At 37.0% G+C, this 21,476-nt stretch carries 15 protein-coding genes; 2 read left to right on the top strand and 13 right to left on the bottom strand.

Going from position 1 to position 21,476, the window contains the following annotated elements; genetic code table 11:
- Positions 1-71: 71 nt before the first annotated feature.
- From LUA91_RS04300 to LUA91_RS04255, 10 genes are all read right to left on the bottom strand, one after another.
- Positions 72-2,747 (bottom strand): glycoside hydrolase family 3 N-terminal domain-containing protein, encoded by a 2,676-nt coding sequence (locus LUA91_RS04300; protein WP_231424793.1) that lies wholly within the window; start codon positions 2,745-2,747, stop codon positions 72-74.
- Positions 2,748-2,759: 12 nt separating this feature from the next.
- A complete protein-coding gene (locus LUA91_RS04295) occupies positions 2,760-4,187 on the bottom strand; it encodes an alpha-L-fucosidase (RefSeq protein ID WP_231424792.1) in 1,428 nt (475 codons plus the stop codon).
- A 63-nt stretch (positions 4,188-4,250) separates the two neighbouring features.
- A complete protein-coding gene (locus LUA91_RS04290) occupies positions 4,251-5,834 on the bottom strand; it encodes a SusD/RagB family nutrient-binding outer membrane lipoprotein (RefSeq protein ID WP_231424791.1) in 1,584 nt (527 codons plus the stop codon).
- A 27-nt stretch (positions 5,835-5,861) separates the two neighbouring features.
- Complete coding sequence (locus LUA91_RS04285; protein WP_231424790.1) at positions 5,862-9,143, bottom strand: SusC/RagA family TonB-linked outer membrane protein; 3,282 nt, start codon at positions 9,141-9,143, stop codon at positions 5,862-5,864.
- A 135-nt stretch (positions 9,144-9,278) separates the two neighbouring features.
- Positions 9,279-10,469, bottom strand: a complete 1,191-nt coding sequence (locus tag LUA91_RS04280) for an ROK family protein (protein WP_231424789.1) — start codon at positions 10,467-10,469, stop codon at positions 9,279-9,281.
- Positions 10,470-10,610: 141 nt separating this feature from the next.
- Positions 10,611-11,810, bottom strand: coding sequence for a signal peptidase I (lepB, locus tag LUA91_RS04275; protein WP_231424788.1), 1,200 nt, complete (start codon positions 11,808-11,810; stop codon positions 10,611-10,613).
- 119 nt (positions 11,811-11,929) lie between these two features.
- Positions 11,930-12,664 carry a 4-hydroxy-tetrahydrodipicolinate reductase gene (dapB, locus tag LUA91_RS04270; RefSeq protein WP_231424787.1) on the bottom strand — a complete coding sequence of 245 codons (735 nt, stop codon included), beginning with the start codon at positions 12,662-12,664 and terminating at the stop codon, positions 11,930-11,932.
- A gap of 10 nt (positions 12,665-12,674) precedes the next feature.
- Complete coding sequence (locus LUA91_RS04265) at positions 12,675-13,406, bottom strand: DUF5683 domain-containing protein (protein WP_231424786.1); 732 nt, start codon at positions 13,404-13,406, stop codon at positions 12,675-12,677.
- The gene (locus tag LUA91_RS04260) at positions 13,406-14,314 is read right to left on the bottom strand and encodes a ParB/RepB/Spo0J family partition protein (protein ID WP_231424785.1); all 909 of its coding nucleotides are present in this window, start codon (positions 14,312-14,314) and stop codon (positions 13,406-13,408) included. The genes LUA91_RS04265 and LUA91_RS04260 overlap by 1 nt, the downstream gene beginning before the upstream one ends.
- A gap of 7 nt (positions 14,315-14,321) precedes the next feature.
- The gene (locus LUA91_RS04255) at positions 14,322-15,125 is read right to left on the bottom strand and encodes a ParA family protein (RefSeq protein WP_056870038.1); all 804 of its coding nucleotides are present in this window, start codon (positions 15,123-15,125) and stop codon (positions 14,322-14,324) included.
- 181 nt (positions 15,126-15,306) lie between these two features.
- On the opposite strand from LUA91_RS04255, the gene LUA91_RS04250 reads away from it, so the two are divergent.
- The gene (locus LUA91_RS04250) at positions 15,307-15,828 is read left to right on the top strand and encodes an NADPH-dependent FMN reductase (protein ID WP_231424784.1); all 522 of its coding nucleotides are present in this window, start codon (positions 15,307-15,309) and stop codon (positions 15,826-15,828) included.
- A 170-nt stretch (positions 15,829-15,998) separates the two neighbouring features.
- Here LUA91_RS04250 and LUA91_RS04245 read toward each other — a convergent pair whose 3' ends face one another.
- On the bottom strand, positions 15,999-17,072 hold the full coding sequence (locus LUA91_RS04245) for a DUF2891 domain-containing protein (protein WP_231424783.1): 1,074 nt from the start codon (positions 17,070-17,072) through the stop codon (positions 15,999-16,001).
- A 104-nt stretch (positions 17,073-17,176) separates the two neighbouring features.
- Positions 17,177-17,629: a hypothetical protein gene (locus tag LUA91_RS04240; RefSeq protein ID WP_231424782.1), complete on the bottom strand. Its 453-nt coding sequence runs from the start codon at positions 17,627-17,629 to the stop codon at positions 17,177-17,179.
- 19 nt (positions 17,630-17,648) lie between these two features.
- Between LUA91_RS04240 and LUA91_RS04235 the strand changes: the two genes are divergently transcribed.
- The gene (locus LUA91_RS04235) at positions 17,649-19,310 is read left to right on the top strand and encodes an ABC transporter substrate-binding protein (RefSeq protein ID WP_370633596.1); all 1,662 of its coding nucleotides are present in this window, start codon (positions 17,649-17,651) and stop codon (positions 19,308-19,310) included.
- 21 nt (positions 19,311-19,331) lie between these two features.
- Here LUA91_RS04235 and LUA91_RS04230 read toward each other — a convergent pair whose 3' ends face one another.
- Positions 19,332-21,416 (bottom strand): prolyl oligopeptidase family serine peptidase, encoded by a 2,085-nt coding sequence (locus LUA91_RS04230; RefSeq protein WP_231424781.1) that lies wholly within the window; start codon positions 21,414-21,416, stop codon positions 19,332-19,334.
- Positions 21,417-21,476 lie beyond the last annotated feature (60 nt).

Below are 21,476 nucleotides of genomic sequence, written 5' to 3'. Positions count from 1 at the left end.
GAGTGTAACCAGCACTCACGGCGATAACTAACTAAGTACATATGGTTAACCTACCATAAAAAGGCAAAATCTTATAAAACGCGGAGCGTTTCTTTTAGTAATAATTCTTTACTTGAAGCGCCAATCATAATTCGGAAATCACCTGGCTCCACAACAGATTTCATTTCTGCGTTTAGCATTTTTAGCATATCAGGTGTAATTACAAAGCTGATTTCTTTGGTTTCACCGGCCTTTAAAGCAATTCGCTTAAAATCTTTTAATTCTAAAACCGGCCTTACCACTGTTGCCAGCATATCTTTAATATACAATTGAACAACTTCTTCACCAGGTACAGCTCCTGTATTTTTTAATTTGAATGTTGCAGTAACTTTTTCGTCAGTTTTAATTTCCTTTTTATTGATAACCAGATCGCTGTATTCAAATTTGGTATAACTCAAACCATAACCGAATGGAAATAATGGTTCACCGCTTAAATTATTGTAGTCGTCTCCCCTGCCTGTGGGTTTATGGTTATACACCAATGGTAATTGCGATTCATGCAAAGGATAGGTAATTGGCAATCTTCCGGCAGGATTATAATCTCCAAAAAGAGTTTCTGCTACAGCATTTCCACCTTCTTCACCAGGATACCAAACATTTAAAATGGCTGGAACCTGATCAATCCAGTTATTCATTGTTATTGCACTCCCACCAACCAATAAAACCACAACGGGCTTACCTGTTTTAGCTACTTCAGTAATCAATGTTTCCTGATTTCCAGGAAGATTCAACATTGCCCGATCTTGAAATTCGCCCTCTTTAATTCCTGCTGCAATTACGATAACATCGGCTTGTTTTGCTAAGGCAATCGCTTTGGCAAGTTCTTCATCTTGTTGATTTTCTACATCAAAATTCGAAATCAGTTTGATGTAAGCATTGCCTTTTGTTTCACGAAATTCTACGCGAATGGCATATTCTTTTCCTTTGTCAAAATTGAACGAAGCCAATCGTGTGTGATAAGATGTTTTTTCCCATTGATCAACTATCAATTTATTGTTAATGAATAAGCGAAAGCCGTCATTCCCATCCAAACCAATTTTAAATTCCCCAGTTTTTGGGGCGATTAATTTACCTGTCCAACGGGCAGAATAATGATCTTTTGATAACTTCCGATCCGGCGCATAGAGTGTCCACATGAAATTTACCTGCTCATCAATTCTGGTTATTGAAGGCGTTCCTGATAAATTCAGATTATCGAAATATTCTGCTTTTAAACCGCTGGAAGTATCTGTTTTTAAATATTCTTTTGAAATGGGCTTATACCATTGTGGATCGCGGCTACTGCCTTTTGAATAGCTAACTTTTACCTTATCGCCAGCTCTGTTTTTGATTCCGTCCAAAATATTGATCTTGCCATTTCCAGAACCGCTATAGCCACCTAAACGGGCCTCAATTGCGTCTTCGCCTAAAACAAGAATACTTTTTACATTTTTAAATGGTAAAACAGACTCGTTATTCTTCAACAACACTAAAGATTTTTGGGCTGCTTGTTTTGCTATAATTTTATGGCTTTTATCGTCGACCGCTTTTTGAGCCTCTTTTTCAGAAACGTAAGGATTTTCGAATAAGCCAAGCTCAAACTTTGCCCGTAATACTCTTGAAACTGCATCATCTATCCTTTGTTGGGAAATGGAACCATCTAAAAACGGTGGAATAAATAATTTATAGTGATCGTATTCAGTCTGAAAAATCACATCAAGTCCACCTTCAATAGCTTGAATTGTTGATTGTGAATATCCACTTGCGGTATGATGCAATACACTTGCCCCGCCAACAGCGCCAGCATCAGAAATTACGAAACCTTTAAATCCCCAATCATTTTTTAATTTTTGTGTAAGCAGTTGATAGTTTGAAGTGGCTGGAGTTCCATCTAAGGAGTTATAAGCTGTCATTAATGATCTGCTTTTGCCTTGCTTTATAGTGGTTTCAAACGGAGGAAAATAAATTTCTTCCATCAATCTTTTATTATAATGTATCGGATAACTATCGCGACCTCCATCGCCAACATTGGCAATAAAATGTTTGGGTGTGGTAACGATATTTTGTTTTTCAAAGGCACTTACAAAGGCTAATCCCATTTGAGATGAAAGAAAAGGATCTTCGCCATAAGTCTCCTCGGTTCTCCCCCAGCGCACATCGGAAGCGATGTTTACCACTGGAGTAAGAATATCTCTGATTCCCCGCAATTTGGTTTCTTGCGCTATGGCATTGGCTACCTTTGCCATATTTTCTGGATCAAAACCTGCAGCCAAACCAATGGCTTGAGGAAAAGCGGTAGCACCTTGCCTTACCAAACCATGCAAGGCTTCGTCAAAAGCTATAATAGGAATGCCTAAGCGTGTTTCATTTACAAAATATTTTTGAATGGCATTTATTTTCTTGGCAAGTGTAAAGGCATTTTCGGTAGTATTATAACTTAACATTTGGTTGGCGCCACCGCCGCCCTGTGATACAGCACTTACCTGCAAACCAAATATTCCATTTTGGTAACGCTTTTTATCTACACCATCCAAATCACCAGGAATCATAAATAACTGCCAGAATTTTTCTTCCGGAGTCATTCTTGCCAATAGATCTTTTACCCGATCGTCAATACTTGCTTTTGCATCTTTGTAAATCAACTTAGATTTGTTTTGAGCGGAAGCAGATTGACCAATTATAGCGAAAAAGCCTAATCCAATAAAAAGGATGATGTTTTTTATTCTCATTTTCTTGGAATTTTATTGAGGCGTAAATTCGAAAGCCAAAGCAGCTGTTGGATTAACTTTTGGAAGAGAAACTATTGTTTCGCCATTTACATTTTGCCACTTAACTTTTTTACCGGTAGATAAAAGAATGATGTCGCCCCCTTTTTTGGGTGTATTGCCTTTCCATTTTAATACTGTCGGGGCTGATTCATTTGATTTTAAACAGTAAATGGCAAATATCTTTTTAGCATCCTTACTTTGAGTAAACCAGGTTTGTTCATTGTGGTAATCCTTTGTAATCCGCGTACCATAAATAGCTTTCCCATTTGTTGAAGTCCATTTACCAATCTCATTTAGTTGTTTGGTTACTTCATCTGGCAAAGTTCCATCAGGTTTCGGCCCTACGCCAAGTAATAAACTTCCGCCTTTGGCCACAATCTCTACTAATTTATGAACCACCTCGGTTGATGATTTATATTGATCGTTAGGAACAAAACCCCAAGCACCGCCTAAAGTCATGCAGCTTTCCCAAGGGTAATCCAGCTGCTTTTCCGGAATACGTTGTTCTGGAGTTTGATAATTTTCATAAGGGCCATGAACAGTTCTATCGACCATTAATAAGCCAGGTTGCGCCTTTCTGGCCATGTTAGCAATCTTCGGCATATCAATATCCTGACTCCATTTTGGGATGTTTGCACCCCACGATAAAACTTCTTCGTTCACGGTTTCCAAAGGACGAACCCAACCACCATCAAGCCAAAGAATATCCACGCTGCCGTAATTATTCATTAACTCGCCAATTTGGTTGTAGGTAAAATCTTTAAACTTGTTCCACCTCCACGGATATTTTCTGATATCGTAGTTATTATTTCGATCTGCCGTAGCATATTTTTGCCACCAGTAATATTGCGAGTGCCAATCTGGTTTAGAAAAGTAGGCACCAATCATGAAACCATCTTTTCTAAATGCATCAAAAACATATTTCGCAACATCAGCTTTTGGGTTATTGGCAAAAGGACCTTTGGCAATACTAAAATCACTTTGTTTAGTGTCGAACATTGCAAATCCATCGTGGTGTTTGGTGGTGAAAACCAGATATTTCATACCGGCATTTTTCCCTGCCGCCGACCATTGTTCGGGATTAAATTTTGTAGGATTAAATTGTTTGCTAAAATCCCAATACCATTTTTTATAATTTTCGTAAGAAATTGTAGAATCTCTTTCAATCCAATCTTCAGAACAAATAGACCAGGATTCGATAATTCCAGGAACAGCATACAATCCCCAGTGGATAATCATTCCAAACTTTTTATCCTGCCATTGATCTAGTTTTTCCTTAATCAACGGATCTTTTGGCCATTCGTAAGTAGCCGATTGCTGCATAATATCATTACGTTCTTGAGCATTGGCAAAAGTTACAACAAAGAGAAGTGGCAGAAAAAATTTGAAAGGGGTTTTCATTGTGATATAATTAAATCCCAGCCCTTTTTATCGAGCTGGGATTATGTGATGAATTAAAATAGTTTAGTTAACATCCCAAAATATTTTGGTAGCTAAATTATCCTTTCCAGATACCGCAGCATAATTAGCTGCGTTAAATGAGATTTCCTGTGCCGGGTAAACCCATCTAAATGGTGGTTGTTTTTGCTGACTAGAATTATCAACCTGGTAAGTTAAAGCTGGTAAATCCAATCTTCTTAACTCTGCCCAACCTTCAATTGGTTCAATTACATTATAGTGCAACCATTTCTGATTAGCAAGTAAGCCTAATTTTACGGCATTGGTTCCAGCCCAGGCAATAGCTGGTTTTGCAACATAAAGATTAATTTCTGCATCGCTGGTAGCAGTTAAAGCTCCGGCAGTATTATCATTACTCACAGTTCTAACCCAGTAATAAAAATTGATTGATTGTTTAATCCCTGCTTCGTAAGTTGATTTGGCCAAAGCATCGTTATTGGCTTTTAAGTAATATTCAGACAATAAAAAATTAACTTCTGCTGCAGTAATTAACACGCCTGGAAAGAACTGATTACGACTAACTGTCGAACGATTATAAATCGAGATTGTTCCGCCGTTAATTAAAGTAGTCTGAGTTGTAGCATCTAACGATTGATCTAAGCCATTATAAACACCAGCAGCATTTAAACCAGGTTCGAATAAGGCTCTTAAACGTGGATCAGCATTGGTTTTCATGTGATCTATCATTCGTTTTCCTGCAATGTTTCCATTCCAGTCTTCCAATCCGGTTTGGAAACCTCTTGCATTGATATCACTTGCTACATCAGTAACTTTTAACAAAATGTTATCATCATTAACCAATGATAAAGGATACTTTGTAGGATTTGCAAGTATAGCAGCAATTTCTGAATTTGATCTCGATGTTAATGAAGCAACCGCCGAAACGCGTGTTAACATACGCAACCTTAAGGAATTGCAGTATTTCTGCCAAAGTACAAGGTTTCCTTTATTGATTAAATCTTGTGTTTTAAAAGTTGCTAAAGAAGCTGCTGGTACAGAAATGGTCGATAAATCGTCAGAAAATTTCTTCAAATCATCTAACATGGTTGTATAGATACTTTCTGCGCCTTGATACTTTGCATAAGAGCTACTGTAATCGCCACCATTTGCACTTAATTTACCAGCATCTGCCCAAGGAATATCGCCATGCAAATCGATAACTTTTTGTGTATGATCATAGAAATATATGGCTGCCGTAATCATAAAAATACGATTATCAGCCTGCTCAGTTGGCGTAGATGCATTATAAATTTTCTGCAATTCTCTATACTGCGTTAAAAAATTATAATAGTTAGACCATCTATCATTTACACCTCCCGATGGTGGTACATATTGACCAATGGCATTTGCCCAACCCACAGCCTGGGTATATTGATTAACTGAAGTACGTTGAACTACAAAATAGTTCCAATAACTAGGCACCACATATTCGCGATTGGTATAAATCATACCTGCAAATTGTTTGGCTACGGTTGATGTGGTAACTTTTGATGGATCACGGTAAGCATCTCCAAATTCGGATTTTTTACACGAGGTGATAACTAATGCCGAGCATAAAGTTATCGCTATATTTGATAATATCTTTTTCATCTTAATTTTCTTTACAATTCACACTCATTAAAATCCAGCTCTTATCATAAAACCAAAAGTTCTGGTTGCTGGGTTAGAACCCGCATTGGTAATGGTTTGTGTCCATCTTGAACCTGATGTTAATTGCTCTGGATCTAAATCTTTAATCGTTCTGTATACATAAAATAGATTTCTTCCGAAGGCCGAAACTTGTAAGTTTTTAGCGCCAATTTTCTTAGCTAAACTCACCGGAATTTTATAACCTAAAGTTATTTCACGCATTTTTACATAATTGTTTTTAATTACATAAAGCTCGTAGCGAGCTGAACTATATTGTGGTCCGCCCCAGTTATAAGTGTTCCAATAATAGTATGATTGAGAAATTACGTTGGTATTTGCCTGCCCGTTATCCAATACGCCTGGCATCAACATACCATCGTGAAAAACTTTTTCTCCGTTTGGCCCTTGAGTACCTGTTGTTTGTACACCAATACCAGCAGCATTTCTGTAATAAGTTAAACCTCCACTTTCGGTATCCATAAAGTTTAAACTTTCCTCTAATAAACCACGACTAATCATCCAGTTAATACCTGTAGGCATTACATGGCCACCATATCGAAAATCCATTACAACATCCATTGAGAAGTTTTTGTATGCGAAACTGTTGATAAAACCACCAATTACTTTTGGCATTGCATTACCAGCTTTTATCATATTATTTGCATCAAGTTTATACAAACCATCGCTATTGATAATTGCATTTCCATTTCCATCTCTTGCAATAGGGTGCACATAAATATCACCCATTGGCTGACCAACAATCGATTTTAATTGTGCTGCATTACCATCGTAATCGGCATGAATCAATTCTGTTGCACCATTTGCTAATTTTTCTACAACGTTTTTATTATTAGAGAAATTAATGGTAGAATTCCAGCTGAAATCAGCAGTTCTGATTGGCGTACCACTCAATGCTATCTCTAAACCTTTATTTCTAAGTGTACCTACATTGGCTAAAATTGAGGTTGCACCTGATGATGAAGGAATGGTTAATGGTAAAATCTGATCGTTTATTTGTGCGTTATAATACGACATATCTAAACGTAAACGATCTTTCAAGAAACGCATTTCCAAACCAAATTCAAACTCTTTTTTACGTTCAGGTTTGATAAGCTCATTACCATAAGACGTTGGAATAGTAGTGTAAAGCACTGAATTTGAACCACCTTGTGTACCCAAAGTATTTTGTGTGTAAGCAACGTTAGCAAGATAAATTGATGGATAATTACCCACAATACCCCACGACGCTCTTAATTTACCATAGCTAATTGCTTCTGGCAATTTAAACGCTTCAGAAAATACGAAACCAGAATTCACCGATGGATAAATAAAGCTATTATCATTAGGGTTCATGGTTGATGTTCTATCTCTACGAACAGTACCTTCAATAAATAAATAATCTCTAAAACTAGCATTCAATGTACCTAAAAGTGCATCTTTAACCAATGTTCTGCGATAATTTAAGCCATTATTAAAAGTTGCCATGTTGTTCGATGCGCTTAAATCAAACCAATTCTCAACGCTTAAACCACCATTGGTTTCTCTTTGTACCGAATTATAAGTTTCGCGTGTGGCTGTATAACCACCCATTGCCGTTATGCCAATATCTTTTGTGATTTTTTTAGTGTAGGTTAACAATGCATCACCATAAAGAATTTTGCTGTTGTAATTCATTAAACCAAAAAAGCCAGAGTTTGGATTGAAGGCAATTGGAACCTCATTGGGTTTTGCTGTTTCCGTTTTTTGTGAAGTAATATCAGATGAAACACGGGCTCTCAATTTTAAACCATCAACAATGCTCCAAGTGTTGGTTAAGCTTCCGATGATACGATCGCTAAACTCATTTTCATTATTTTCCCTAACGTTCCAGATATAATCTGCAACATCGGCTTTAAAGCCAGGATAAATAATGTTTTCTGATGGGGTTAAACTTTGGTTGGTACCAGTTACAAATTTATAACCTCTACTTGTTTTATACCTGGCATTATACCATTCTGGGTTATCAAAACGCCCAATCATTCCAGTAAAGTTATTAATCATACGATCTACCATGAACGGTCTGTTGTGTGTGTATTGATTAATGTAGTTTACAATTAGATCTGTAGTGAATTTCTGTCCCAATTTGAATGAGGTATTTAAGTTCACTATATTTTTTTCGTTTTTTGTACCATAACTTACAGCCTGATTATCTTGGCGGGTAAGTGATAAACGGATATTAGAATTATCTGTTGTGTTTGATATTGCAACGTTTACATTTGAATTGTTTGCCGTTTGGAAAAACTTTGCATAATTATCAATTTGAGCATCGTAAGGTCTGATTTGACCATCCCAGGCTAATGTTGGTTTACCATCGAAAAGCGGCCCGAAGTTAATGCTAAACGCACCCACGCCTCTAGTTTCTTTAGTTCCGTTGCCATCCAAATCCTGATACACAAAACCATCAGCCGCTTGACCAGCATTTGAATAAAAAGGATCAATACCAGGACCTCTAACATTTTGATATCTTGGTAAATAAGCTACTTTATCGTTTGTATAATTTGCATTGAAATCTACACTAAATCCTTTTGCTCCTTTACCGCTTTTTGTAGTGATTAAAACAACACCATTTACTGCTTCAGAACCATAAAGCGCCGCTGCAGAAGCACCTTTTAAAATGGAAATACTTTCAATATCTTCATTATTGATATCTAATAAACCATTACCTCGCATTCTTTGATCGCCCCAATAATCGCTATTTGCATATTCACCATCGCGAATAGGCACACCATCCAATACAATTAGTGGTTGTGTTTTATTTGTAATTGAGTTTACGCCACGAATGTTGATGTTAACTCCACTTGTAGCACCCCCTGGCGCAGATGAAATTCGAACTCCAGGTGCTTTTCCGTACATGGCGCCTGCAAAATTCGTTGCTCCAGCTTGTGTAAGCTCTTTAGATGTTATCGTACTCACCGCGTAGCCTAATGATTTTGCATCACGCTTTACGCCCAAAGCCGTTACTACAACATCGTTAAGTGCATTTGCATCTTCAATCAATGTGATACTTAATGTACTTTGATTATTTATCGATATTTCATTTCTGCGATAGCCCACTGCAGTGAATACCAGAATTTCGTTAGGCTGTGTATTGATGGAAAACTTTCCGGAAGCATCAGTTTGAGTTGCTCTGGAAGTTCCCTTAATGGAAACGCTTACACCTGGAAGAGGTCCGGATGCATCTCTCACCGTTCCGGTGATTGCTTTTTGTGCATATGCAGATATTGTTAACATAGTTAACAACATTATACTTAAGCACGTTAAGTACATTCTTTTCATAATTTTGTTTAGTTAAGGTTTTGATTAGTTGTTTAGGGAGGTTTTGGTTTGTTTCTTTTTTTTATCCATACTTATGTTAGTTTGTTATGCTTATTCAAATAGACAGTTCTCTACAATCAAACTTGCTGCTGCCAATAATTCTGCTTCATCTGTTAGTGTAGATAATTTTATGGTGGTTTGCCCGGCAATTCGTGGGATACAGAATTCGTTAATGGCTTGTTGAATAGATGGCAATAGCATTTGCCCTGCCTTTGCGCCTCTTCCACTTAGCACAATACACTCTGGATTCAGGATATGAATCAATGTGGCCAATCCTTTACCCAATTGAAAACCAGCTTTTGAAAGAATAGAAATTGCCAAAGGATCTTGCGCAATTACAGCATCTAAAAAATGATCGCGGGGATGTTTGCTATTGTCTTTGAAGAGTTCTTTCATGCTCGATTCAGTACCATCTGCCAAAGCTTTCTCTGCTTTTTCTGCCATTACAAGCAAAGAGGTATCAACTTCCAAACACCCACGTTTACCGCATGAGCATAAGTTATTGCTATCGGATAGTGGAATATGACTAAACTCTCCTGCATAACCGCTACTTCCACGGTATAATTGGCCATTAACGATCATCCCAAGCCCTGTACCCCAACCAATATTAACAACCATTACATCCTTCAAATCAATAGCTTCACCAAAATTTAATTCGGCTAAAGCAATTAAACTCGAATCATTATCAATAAATACCGGTAGTTTTATTTTTTTTGTGAGGTATTCGCGAAGTGGCGATCCTTTTTTTACAGGTAAATAGGATAAATTCACACCTAATTCAGCATTTACAAAACCCGGCATCCCTACACCAACACCTACAATATCTTTCTTATCGATGCTTGATTCTTCGATACTTTTATTAATAAAATCGATGAGTTCAGCAACATCGCTGTTTTCATCAGACATGTTGAATTCCAAATATTGCATCGGAATTACTACATTTCTTGATAGATCATAAATGGTTAGCCGGGTAATGAGCTGATCCATTGCCACTGCTACAATATATTTTTTATGTTCGGAATTAAGTAAATATATAGATGGTCTTCTGCCTCCTGTTGATGGCGCCAAACCTTGTTCGAGTATGTAACCTTCTAAAATTAAACCATTAACAATCGAGGTAACCAATGGCAGACTCTTCTTGGTGAGTTTACTCAAATCGGTTAACGACAAAGCCTTTTTATAATAAAGATGTTTGATGATATCGGCTCTTAAGCGCTGACTCTTTTCAATTATTACAGACATTCTTATTTGGTTTAAGAGCAAACTTAATAAATAAATTTAAAACATTAATAAACTTATTAATTTTTTTTAAAAGTATTTTTCCAAACAAAAAAAGGCTTAAATTTCTTTAAGCCTTTTTTTGTTTGGAAATTGAAGGAGGAACTAGTCAATTCCTCTGAATAATCTGCTCCAACGTATTTTATTAAGGAAAGAACCATTACTATCCCAACTCATCCATATAAATAATGCTTTACCTACAATGTGATCTTCTGGAACAAAACCCCAATATCGGGAATCGGCTGAATTGTGGCGATTATCACCCATCATCCAATAATAGTTCATTTTAAAAGTATAATTGGTTGCAACTTTATCATTGATATACCAAACACCCTCTTTCTTCTCTACCTTATTGCCTTCATAGGTTCTGATGGCTCTATAATAAAGTGGCATGGTTAGGCTATCAATTTTAACCGTCCATCCTTTGGAAGGAACTTTTATCGGCCCGAAATTATCCCTGTTCCAAACACGGTTAGGATCATGAGGAAAAACACCACCTTGCTCTGGTCCGGCAGGATCAGGACTTAAAGTTACTGATTTAATAAAATCTAAAGTTTTCAGTTTATCTACCATCTCTGGAGAGGCATTGGCTACGTAGCTACTTGGGTCGCCTACTACCTGCTGCATAGCTCCTGTTTCAAAACCCAATTCGGTAAGGGCATTTATATTAAAATCTGTCGTTTTAAAAGAAATGCGATAAGGCATCATGCCTGTATTTTTTAGAGGCTCCTGTTTTCCATTCACAGTGGCTACTCCATTGCTCATTGCAATAACATCGCCCGATATGGCAATACAACGTTTTATAAAATTCTCTCTTTTATCAACAGGACGATCAACAATGGTAAAATTACTTCTTACCTGTTCTCTGCCCATGTTTCGCACCATATTGTAGTAGCTATCTGATTGATTTTCCACGGCAACGGTATCGCCTTCCGGGAAATTGAAAACAACAACATCGTTTCTTTTAATTTCAGATAAGCCGGGTAAACGGTGGTATTTCCATTGAACACCATCCCAGTATGCTTTTGTAGATGTGGTTAATGGCATGGTATGATGTGCAAAAGGGAAAGCAACTGGCGTCATCGGGATACGGGCACCATAATTAACTTTGCTCACAAAAAGAAAATCGCCAATTAATAAAGAGCGCTCCATTGATCCAGATGGAATGGTATAGGCTTCAATAAAGAAAACACGAATAATGGTTGCTGCAACCACAGCGAAAACAATGGCATCAACCCATTCTCTTGTTTTAGTTTTTTTCTTTTTGGTGGCATCTTTTTTTCGTTGCCAGAATTTATAATTCATATTCTGATATGCTAATAAGCCTCAATTCTTCCCAGAAGGAAGTTGCAAAGCGTTTATTTATTTCAATTATTTAGGCACTAAATTAAGAGCCTATGCATCCTTATTCCTTGCCTGTGTTTCTACTCAAAAATATCGGTAATATTGAAAAATCCTTTTTTATCTTTCAACCATTCTGCTGCAACTACAGCACCTAAAGCAAAACCGGCTCTACTGTGTGCGGTGTGCTTAATTTCAATTTCATCAACCTCACTACTGTAAATTACCGTATGCGTTCCTGGTATGTTTTCAATACGGTGCGATTCGATAAGCAATTGTTCTGCTTTCGGAAAAGCCTCCACATCAGTTCCTACCACTTCATTTAGCCATTCTGTTTTTCGCTCCAAATTATCTACAATTCCTTCGGCTATTGTAATAGCCGTACCACTTGGTGCATCTAACTTTTGGGTGTGATGAATTTCCTCAACCTGCACTTCATACGCCGGATAATTGTTCATCAGCTTTGCTAAAGTTTGATTTAACTTAAAAAACAAATTAACGCCAATACTGAAATTAGACCCATACAACAACGTATTGTTACTGGTATTGCAATCATTTTTAACTTCCTGTAATTTGCCGTACCAACCTGTAGTGCCAACCACAACTGGAACATTGGCATCAAAACAGGCACTAATGTTATTTAAAACCGAATCAGGTGTACTAAAATCGATAGCAACATCTGCCGATTTAAGGTTTTGCCTGGTTAAATCTTCCTGATTATCAATAGATATTTTTAGTACGATTTCGTGACCGCGTTCGAGGGCAAACTTTTCGATAATCTGTCCCATTTTGCCATAACCTAAAAGCGCAATTTTCATGTATTTATTTTTAAAAAGTTAGCGATAATTTTAAAGCTGGCATGGCATTAAAACTGTACATGCTGTTCGAATTTATTAAAGTAGGCATCACCCTAAAGGATAGTTTATCATCGATATTAAAGAAGTGTAAACGAGCTGCAACATATGCATCAACAACATTTGCGATATAAACTAATCCATATGAGAACAATACAATTTGCTTGTTTCTTCTGTAAGTATCTTTACCTGTTGTTATTCCCGATGTTGAGAATTCAGTTCCGTCTGCTTTGATAAATGGTCCATTTGGATCTGCTTTGCCACCATTTGCATTACGGTATTGCAATTCCTTAAGGTATAAATTATATTGTTTGCTACTTTCAATAAAAGATAAGGTTAACACCGTAAAACCACCATAAATAGCACCTATTTTACCGATGGTATAGATACGTTGAAAAGTGAGGTTTTTACCTGCTCTTGAGCCATCATTTAATAACTGCAGATTATATATTTGGCCAAGTCCTGGCAGGATCAATGATTTTATTACCGCTTTTCTACCAGCAATCTTCCCGGGGTTAACATATTTTGATTTTACAGAATCGCGGCGAGTCATTACCTTAGGCGAATCTACTTTCATTGGCCGGTAATTAAGATTCTTTAAGGTATCTGTAGCTTTTGATACAGTATCTCCTACCTGAGCCGAAGCCTGGTTTACAAGAAAAAATGTAAATAAAGAACCCAGTATTAAAAGCTTATTGAAATGCATTACCAGTCTAATAATTCTAAGATTCGGTTTAAATCATCATCGCTCATGAAAGGAATTTCAATGGCACCTTTACCATTTTGCGAAACTTTAAGTTTTACACGGGTAGCAAACTTAGAGGCCAAATCATCCTGTAGTTTTTGATACTGAAAGGAAACACTTTTAGATTTTGGTTTATCCTCAACTTTAAGTGGTGCATGTTGTAAATTACGAACCAACTCTTCTACTTTACGAACCGACAAACCTTTTTCCAGAATCTCCTGATGGATGAATAATTGTTTATCCACACCATCAACATTAATTAAAGCACGGGCGTGGCCCATGGAAATGCGTTGATCGCGGATAGAAGCCTGAATAGCAGGCGGAAGTTTTAGCAAACGCAAATAGTTGGTTACCGTTGTGCGGTTTTTACCCACACGCTCGCCCAGTTGTTCCTGTTTTAATCCCACTTCATCAATCATCCTTTGAAAACTTAAAGCCACTTCAATTGCATTTAAATTTTCTCTTTGGATATTTTCAATCAATGCCATCTCCAACATTTGCTGGTCGTTAGCACTGCGAATATATGCTGGCACTTGTGTTAAGCCTGCAAGTTTTGAAGCCCTAAATCTGCGCTCACCAGAAATTAACTGGTATTTATTTGCACCAATTTTCCTTACTGTAATGGGTTGGATTAAACCTTGCACTTTGATACTATCTGCTAACTCGTTTAAAGCTACCTGATCAAACTCGGTACGTGGCTGATAGGGGTTGGTTTCAACTTCAGTTAAACTTACATGACTGATATTACCAATCTGCTCGGTTTCACTTACAGCATTTACCTGCTGCTTTGGTGGGTGAGAAGATTCGCTATCATCTAAAAGCGCACTTAACCCTCTTCCTAAACCTGTTTTTCGCTGAAAAGATGTCATCTATAATTTATAAAGTTGCTGTATCTATGTTTTCTTCTTCTTTTAATAATCCGTTTTTCTTAACGATTTCTCGTGCAAGATTTAAGTAGTTAATTGCGCCTTTGCAATTTGCATCATGCATAATTACTGAAACGCCATAACTTGGCGCCTCACTTAAACGGGTATTGCGCTGGATAATGGTATCAAAAACCAACTCATGGAAATGTGTACGAACTTCTTCAACCACTTGGTTTGATAAACGCAAACGAACATCGTACATGGTTAACAAAATTCCTTCAATTTCTAATTCAGGGTTTAAACGGTTTTGAACAATTTTAATTGTATTTAACAATTTACCCAAACCCTCTAAAGCGAAATATTCGCATTGCACAGGAATAATTACCGAATCTGCAGCCGTTAAAGCATTGATGGTAATTAAGCCTAAAGATGGAGAACAATCGATAATGATGAAATCATACTGATCTTTAATTTTCTCTAAAACCGCTTTCATTTTGTACTCACGGTTATTAAGGTTGATCATTTCAATTTCGGCACCTACCAAATCAATATGCGCTGGCAGTAAGTCTAAATTTGGTGTATCGGTTTTTTGAATAGCTTGTAGAGGATCGATATCGTTGATGATACATTCGTAAATACTGTCCTTAATGTTTCGGGGATCAAAACCAATACCTGAAGTTGAATTCGCTTGAGGATCAGCATCTACCAATAAAGTTTTGTATTCTAGTACGGCTAAACTAGCAGCCAGGTTTATAGATGAAGTTGTTTTACCAACACCACCTTTTTGATTTGCTAATGCAATTATTTTGCTCATCTATCTATCCGAAATTTAATAACGCGTATTTGGGCGCTGTTTATTTATGCCATTTAATCGACAAAATGTTCTATTTTTGCGTTGTTTACGGCCTTTTTATCAATCAGCTAAGATACAAACTATATGGCAATTTTAGCAATAAGGGTACTCGGGTTTTAAACATCTTATTAACAATTCATCCATGATTACAATTATAGCGGCCACCAACAGACCCAACAGCAATACGTTAAAAGTTGCCAAATATTACCAGGAGCAACTTAAAATAAAAGGCCAAAAAACTACTTTGCTTAGCTTGGAACATTTGCCAGCCGACGTTTTGAACACAGATATGTATGGCAAAAGATCTCCAGAATTCCAGAAAATACAGGATCTACTTACTTCTTCAGAAAAGTTTATTTTTGTAATGCCAGAATACAATGGAAGCTATCCTGGGGTGCTAAAGGTAATGATCGATGCCGCAAATTTCCCTGAAAGTTTTTACGATAAAAAAGCAGCATTAGTAGGTATATCATCAGGTAAATACGGCAATATTCGTGGGGTTGATCATTTTACGGGTGTTTGCCACTACATTCATTTAAACGTTTTGCCATTGAGAATTCATATTCCAAATATTAAGCAAGAGTTAAATGAAAATTATAACCTGTATAAAGATGATACAGTTAAGTTTACGGATGAGCAGATAGAGAAGTTCATTAAGTTCTAGATCAGGATTTGTAGGATTTTTTGATTTCAAGATCAATGATTATTAAGATTCTTGAAGATAAAATCCGCAGATTAAAAAGGATTGAAGAACGACCATTATATACGCTTGCGCCCGTATCTAACGAGCGCATAATAGCTTTACCATTTTATAGAAATTTTTAAAACTTCACCTTACTTTTCTAACGCATAAACCGCAAAAGATGCCAACCAATGATCGCCGCCATAATTACCGGCAAATACCAAAGGCAAAGCGTTGGCTAAAAATTTATCAGTGGTAACCTGAAAATGTTTTTTCCATTTATGGTTTTGAGGCAATTCTTTAGCAACTCCTTTCATGCACCATGCCCGGGTAAAAGATAAACCAACCAAGTGAACACCCTGATAATCGTTAATATCACTAATGATGGGCAAATCACTAATGCGATCGATGCTTCTCTTTTCGTAAAATTTATTTAGCCAGCTTACAAACTCTTTGTTCGGCAAAACCCTTCTCATTAAATCAGCTATTTCTAAACTTGGCGAAAAAAAGTCTGAACCATCCGGTTCCAAATAAGCAGGTGTTGCCGTATTATCTAAATAGAATGACTTGGCCTTATCATTAATTTGTTTTTCAAAAGTTATATCCTTAAAAGTTCTTGCCCAATCTAACGCGAACACCAATCCAAAAGCAGTATTTGGATGCACACCCGTTCTGTTTGGATAAGTTTGTTTAGGCAAATAAGCTTTCCAAAGTTTTAAAATTTGCTGGGTTAAGGGTTGTAGAGATGCATACCATCTTTTTGCGTCAGGATTACCCCAAGTGTACAACTCCTGATCGAGTTTCAATAACCAAGCCCAACCGTATGTACGCTCGTAAGTATTGGCAACCTGATATTTTGTAAAATATTCCGCTTCGGCTTTCATTTTATCGGGCGAGAAGGTTGTATTTAAAATCGCAATAATCTCAGCTTTGTTTTTTAAATCCGGAACGGTTTTAAGTAACCTTAACAACATCCAATGTCCATGAACTGAACTGTGCCAATCCAAGCAGCCATAAAAAGCAGGGTGTAGTTCGCTAGGCAATAATCTACCGTCAACTGCTGTATTGGCAACATGCGAGGTTTTGTTTGGAAACTCCTGACCGATACAGCCCATTGGCATTTTCGAAAGCTTTTCCGCAACATCGGCTGTTAATGTGGGTACAACCTGTGCATTTACAAACAAAAAAGAGAGTGCAAAAATAATAGTAGCGAAGATTTTTTTCATAGTTGAATTTAAAATATCCAGTTGATCTTTCTAAAGATAAAATGACGCATGTCTATATAAAAGAATTCCATCTCCCGTTATAGATTTTACATCGCCCATCAATTTTACGCTCCAAATCTAATCCACTTATCACCTTCATGACCGAAAATAAATGATCCAGGATGCAACATTTCAGCCATATCTTCGATTAATGAAACAGCATTTTCTGCAGAACGCTCACGGTCTACATCATCATTAAGCAAAATAATTCGGTTGTTCTTAACGGCCTGCCAATCTTCGTTTAACACCGAAGGAACTTCACGCATTAAATCTGTAAGCGTTTTTCCTGGTTGATAATAAATAATAAAAGCCGCACTCATTATATCAGATTCAATCATTCCTCCTGCCAAGGCAATTTCTTCAGATAGGTAATAACTTGGGTTATTGTTTACATCCAACAGCGCAACGGGCATTTTATCCATAAACTTAATTTTGTGCTCCACAATATCTAAACGTTCTTGTAAATCTTCTTGCTTTGTGGCATCCAGGCCAATAAATAAATCGTTTAAAAAAGACATCTGCATTAAATTTATTAATTTGTGCAAAAATAACATTCCTTACCGCATGCAGGGCTCATTAAAATATATATTTTGGATTTTTTGTTGTGTATTCTTTATTTCCTGCAAGCAGGAAAGCGATCATGGCAATAAAAAAACCTTCAATATTAATTTAGATCAGGGCTTAACATCATTGGATCCTGCCTTTGCCCGCAATCAAAATGCCATCTGGATGACGAACCAGATTTTTAACGGTTTGGTGCAGATAGATTCTTCTCTACAAACTGTTCCATGTATTGCCAAAAACTGGACGGTATCTGCCGATGCGATGACTTATACTTTTAACCTTCGCAATGATGTTTACTTTCAAGACGATGAAATTTTTAAAAATGGCAAGGGAAGAAAAGTTGTTTCCAGTGATTTCGCCTATTCATTTTATAGGTTGATCGACCCAAAAGTAGCCTCATCTGGAGGATGGATTTTTAGTGACAAAGTGAAAGATCAAACCAGTTTTAGCGCCTTGAACGATACTACTTTTCAAATCAAGTTGGTTCGCCCCTTTCCACCGTTTATGAATTTGCTTACTACCCAATATTGTTCGGTGGTACCTAAGGAAGTAGTGGAGCATTATGGAAAGGATTTTAGAAGCCATCCCGTTGGTACGGGCCCGTTTAAATTTAAATACTGGAAAGAGGGAGAAATTTTAGTTTTGCTTAAAAATGAGCACTACTTTGAAAAAGATAAAACCGGCAGAAAATTACCCTATCTGGATGCAGTTAAAGCTACTTTCATCACCGATAAACAAAGTGGCTTTATGAGTTTTTTAAAAAAAGACCTTGATTTTTATTACAATGTTGATGGCAGTTACCGGGATGATATTTTAACTAAAAGTGGGAATATGAGTTCGAAATATAAGGGCAAATTCACTTTAACTAAAAGCCCTTATTTATGCACTGAATATGTTGGGATTTTAGTTGATACCAATTTAGCACTTGTAAAAAACTCACCTTTAAAAATCAAAAAAATTAGGCAGGCCATTAATTATGCCATCGACCGAGATAAGCTGATTCGCTACTTGCGAAACGGAATCGGTATTGCAGCAACATCTGGATTTATACCGAAAGGAATGCCTGGTTTTGATAGCCTTGCTGTTCGCGGTTACTCGTATAACCCTAAACTTTCGGCAAAATTATTAACTGAAGCAGGTTTTAAGGAAGGCAAAGGATTGCCTGAAATTACTTTAAACACCACTACAACTTATAAAGATTTGATCGAATTTATTCAGGGTGAATTAACAAACGTTGGCATTAAAGTAAAAATTGATGTGAGTCCGAGCGCAAGCTTAAGGGATTTAATGTCGAAAAACAGCGTAAACTTTTTCCGTGGATCATGGCTTGCAGATTACGCTGATGGAGAAAATTTCCTTTCGATGTTTTACTCTAAAAACAAAGTTCCATTTGGACCAAATTATTTTGCTTTTTACAATAAAGAATTTGATCAATTATTTGAGCAAAGCTATTACGAAACGGATGATGAAAAACGTTTTACACTTTACCGCAAGATGGATCAGTTGGTGATGGATAATTCGCCAGTGGTACCGCTATTTTACGATCAATCTGTAGTGATGTTGCAAAATAACATCAGTGGATATGCTTTTAACGCATTAAGTTTGATGATTTTGAAGGGAATTAAAAAGGACTAAATTTCTTAGGAGATTACTAATCTATTTCTTATCCATTAATTTGCGTTTTAAAAAATCAGCTGTCGCATCACTCACTTTTACGCCATTCGAAAACTTCATCCAATGATGGGTATCATCAGGAATAGCTAAAAATTCAAACGCTATTTTCAAATCTTCAAACCGCTTGGCCAAATCAATACTTTGATTAAAAGCTACATTTCGGTCATCATCAGCATGTATAATTAAAGTTGGTGAAGTCCAGGTTTTAATATAAGTAACGGGTGATGATTCTGTTGCCACTTTCGCTGCCAGCTCGGCATCAGGAGCAGGTAACTTACCCTCTGTGGCAGCACTGCTGAATCTGTTATTTACTCCATGAATATCTACACCGGCAGCAAAAAGTTTCGAATCTTTTCCAAGTGCCAGTGCTGTTAAATAACCACCATAAGAACCCCCATAAATGCCTATTTTTTTTGGATCGATGTGAGGTAAATTGGCCAGCCATTCACCCGCGGCTTTAACATCCTGATATTCGGATGCACCTTGCGCACCCGCATTTCGGGGTTTGTGAAAATCGTAACCATAACCCAAACCCAAACGATAATTTACAGATAACACCGTAAAGCCCATACTCACCAAATATTGATTCAAAGCATAATCAATGGAATAATAATCCATCGGGCTCCAACCTAAATACATTTGCCGTTGAGGACCACCATGAACATAAACAACAGCAGGTTGATTCTTAGCAGTCTTTTTTGGAGAAAACAGTTGCCCATAAACGGTATTTCCATCTGCAGCTTTGAAATTTACGTGTTTAGGGGTAACCAATTCACCAATAGGAAAATCATTTGGAATCAAATCCTTACCAATTAATTGTGGTTTTTTGCCATTTTCTAATACCGCAGGTAATAATGGTCTCTGTGCCGTTGCACTTAAGCAAAAAACCTGATTTCCATCAGCAGAAAAAACAGGATAAGCCTCTATACCTAAACCCGAACTTAAAGGTTTCATATTTGCTTTATCCACTGAAACGGAAAAAATATGCCTACGATCCAAATCGTGAACATCTTTACCGGTATTTGATGCAAAAACCAAAGTCTTTTTATCGTTACTCAATTTGATATTTTCTACCGTAAAATTACCAGGAGTCAGTAGTATCTTATTCGATCCATCAGTTTTCATTGTGTATAGATGTGGCCACCCGTCTTCATACGAAGCAAAAACAATTTTATCGTTTGCCCACATTAAATTTGCACCACCTTCTATTGATGGAAAAGATCCACGTAAAGTTTCTGGCGCTTTCCAGATTTGCTTGCCCTTTTCCGTTTTGAGATCTACCGTCCAAATTCCCCAAGCCTGGTGTTTAGCTTTTAAAATAGAATCTGTTTCACCTCCAGTTCCTTGTATTCTAATAAAAGCGATGGAATTTCCATCAGGAGACCAAACAGGGGCATTATCTTTAGAAAAAGATGGCAGGATCCATTTGATTGGTGTTTTTTGCTCTTGATAAATACCAATAAAAGAATGATCGGTGCGGTTACTTACGAAAGCAACTTTCTCGCCATCAGGCGACCATTTGTAAGCGCTATTGGTTCCCTTTATGGTAATGATATTTTTAGCTGATGAAGAACCATCAATTGGACTTAAAAATATTTGACCTCCTTTGGCAAATAGTAGCTGGTTGCTTTTAGGTGAAATCAGAGGATAATCTCCTTCGGCAATTAAGTTAACCTTCCCTCCAGCAAACGGAATTGTAAAAACTTCAACTTTAGGCGCAATTGCAGATGATGCTGCATTTACAGGACCACCATCTCTGCCACCATGATCACCACCACGAACAAATACTATCCATTTTCCATCTGCAGAAATAGAAAGGCTGGTAAGCTCCTGTCCATCATCTTCATTGTAATTGGTAATTTTAACTGCCTTATAACTGGGTGCTTCTGCAGTATATATATTCCTTTTGCCTTGTTCATTTGCCGCCCATGCAATTTTAGAACCAATTTGCGATGATACCAATTGTGTTGGAAATGGGTAACTCAAAACTGATTTTATAGAAAAAGATTGAGCAAATATATTGAACGATAAGGCTGCAAGAAATAGAAAAAGCAAAGATTTTTTCATGACTAGGATTTGAAGATAAATTACAAAAAAAGCCCCAACCGAAACACGATTGGAGCTTAA

The organism is Pedobacter sp. Leaf250, assembly GCF_920984735.1.
GTDB lineage: Bacteria > Bacteroidota > Bacteroidia > Sphingobacteriales > Sphingobacteriaceae > Pedobacter.
This window is presented reverse-complemented; position numbering and strand designations above follow the sequence as displayed.

Bases quoted from the DNA above. Each gene is read 5' to 3' on its own strand.
- LUA91_RS04285 (WP_231424790.1), bottom strand. From the start codon at position 9,143: ATGTTAACAATATCTGCATATGCACAAAAAGCAATCACCGGAACGGTG.
- LUA91_RS04245 (WP_231424783.1), bottom strand. From the start codon at position 17,072: ATGAAAAAAATCTTCGCTACTATTATTTTTGCACTCTCTTTTTTGTTT.
- LUA91_RS04290 (WP_231424791.1), bottom strand. From the start codon at position 5,834: ATGAAAAAGATATTATCAAATATAGCGATAACTTTATGCTCGGCATTA.
- LUA91_RS04260 (WP_231424785.1), bottom strand. From the start codon at position 14,314: ATGACATCTTTTCAGCGAAAAACAGGTTTAGGAAGAGGGTTAAGTGCG.
- LUA91_RS04250 (WP_231424784.1), top strand. From the start codon at position 15,307: ATGATTACAATTATAGCGGCCACCAACAGACCCAACAGCAATACGTTA.
- dapB (WP_231424787.1), bottom strand. From the start codon at position 12,664: ATGAAAATTGCGCTTTTAGGTTATGGCAAAATGGGACAGATTATCGAA.
- LUA91_RS04280 (WP_231424789.1), bottom strand. From the start codon at position 10,469: ATGTCTGTAATAATTGAAAAGAGTCAGCGCTTAAGAGCCGATATCATC.
- lepB (WP_231424788.1), bottom strand. From the start codon at position 11,810: ATGAATTATAAATTCTGGCAACGAAAAAAAGATGCCACCAAAAAGAAA.
- LUA91_RS04295 (WP_231424792.1), bottom strand. From the start codon at position 4,187: ATGAAAACCCCTTTCAAATTTTTTCTGCCACTTCTCTTTGTTGTAACT.
- LUA91_RS04230 (WP_231424781.1), bottom strand. From the start codon at position 21,416: ATGAAAAAATCTTTGCTTTTTCTATTTCTTGCAGCCTTATCGTTCAAT.
- LUA91_RS04265 (WP_231424786.1), bottom strand. From the start codon at position 13,406: ATGCATTTCAATAAGCTTTTAATACTGGGTTCTTTATTTACATTTTTT.
- LUA91_RS04300 (WP_231424793.1), bottom strand. From the start codon at position 2,747: ATGAGAATAAAAAACATCATCCTTTTTATTGGATTAGGCTTTTTCGCT.
- LUA91_RS04240 (WP_231424782.1), bottom strand. From the start codon at position 17,629: ATGTCTTTTTTAAACGATTTATTTATTGGCCTGGATGCCACAAAGCAA.
- LUA91_RS04255 (WP_056870038.1), bottom strand. From the start codon at position 15,125: ATGAGCAAAATAATTGCATTAGCAAATCAAAAAGGTGGTGTTGGTAAA.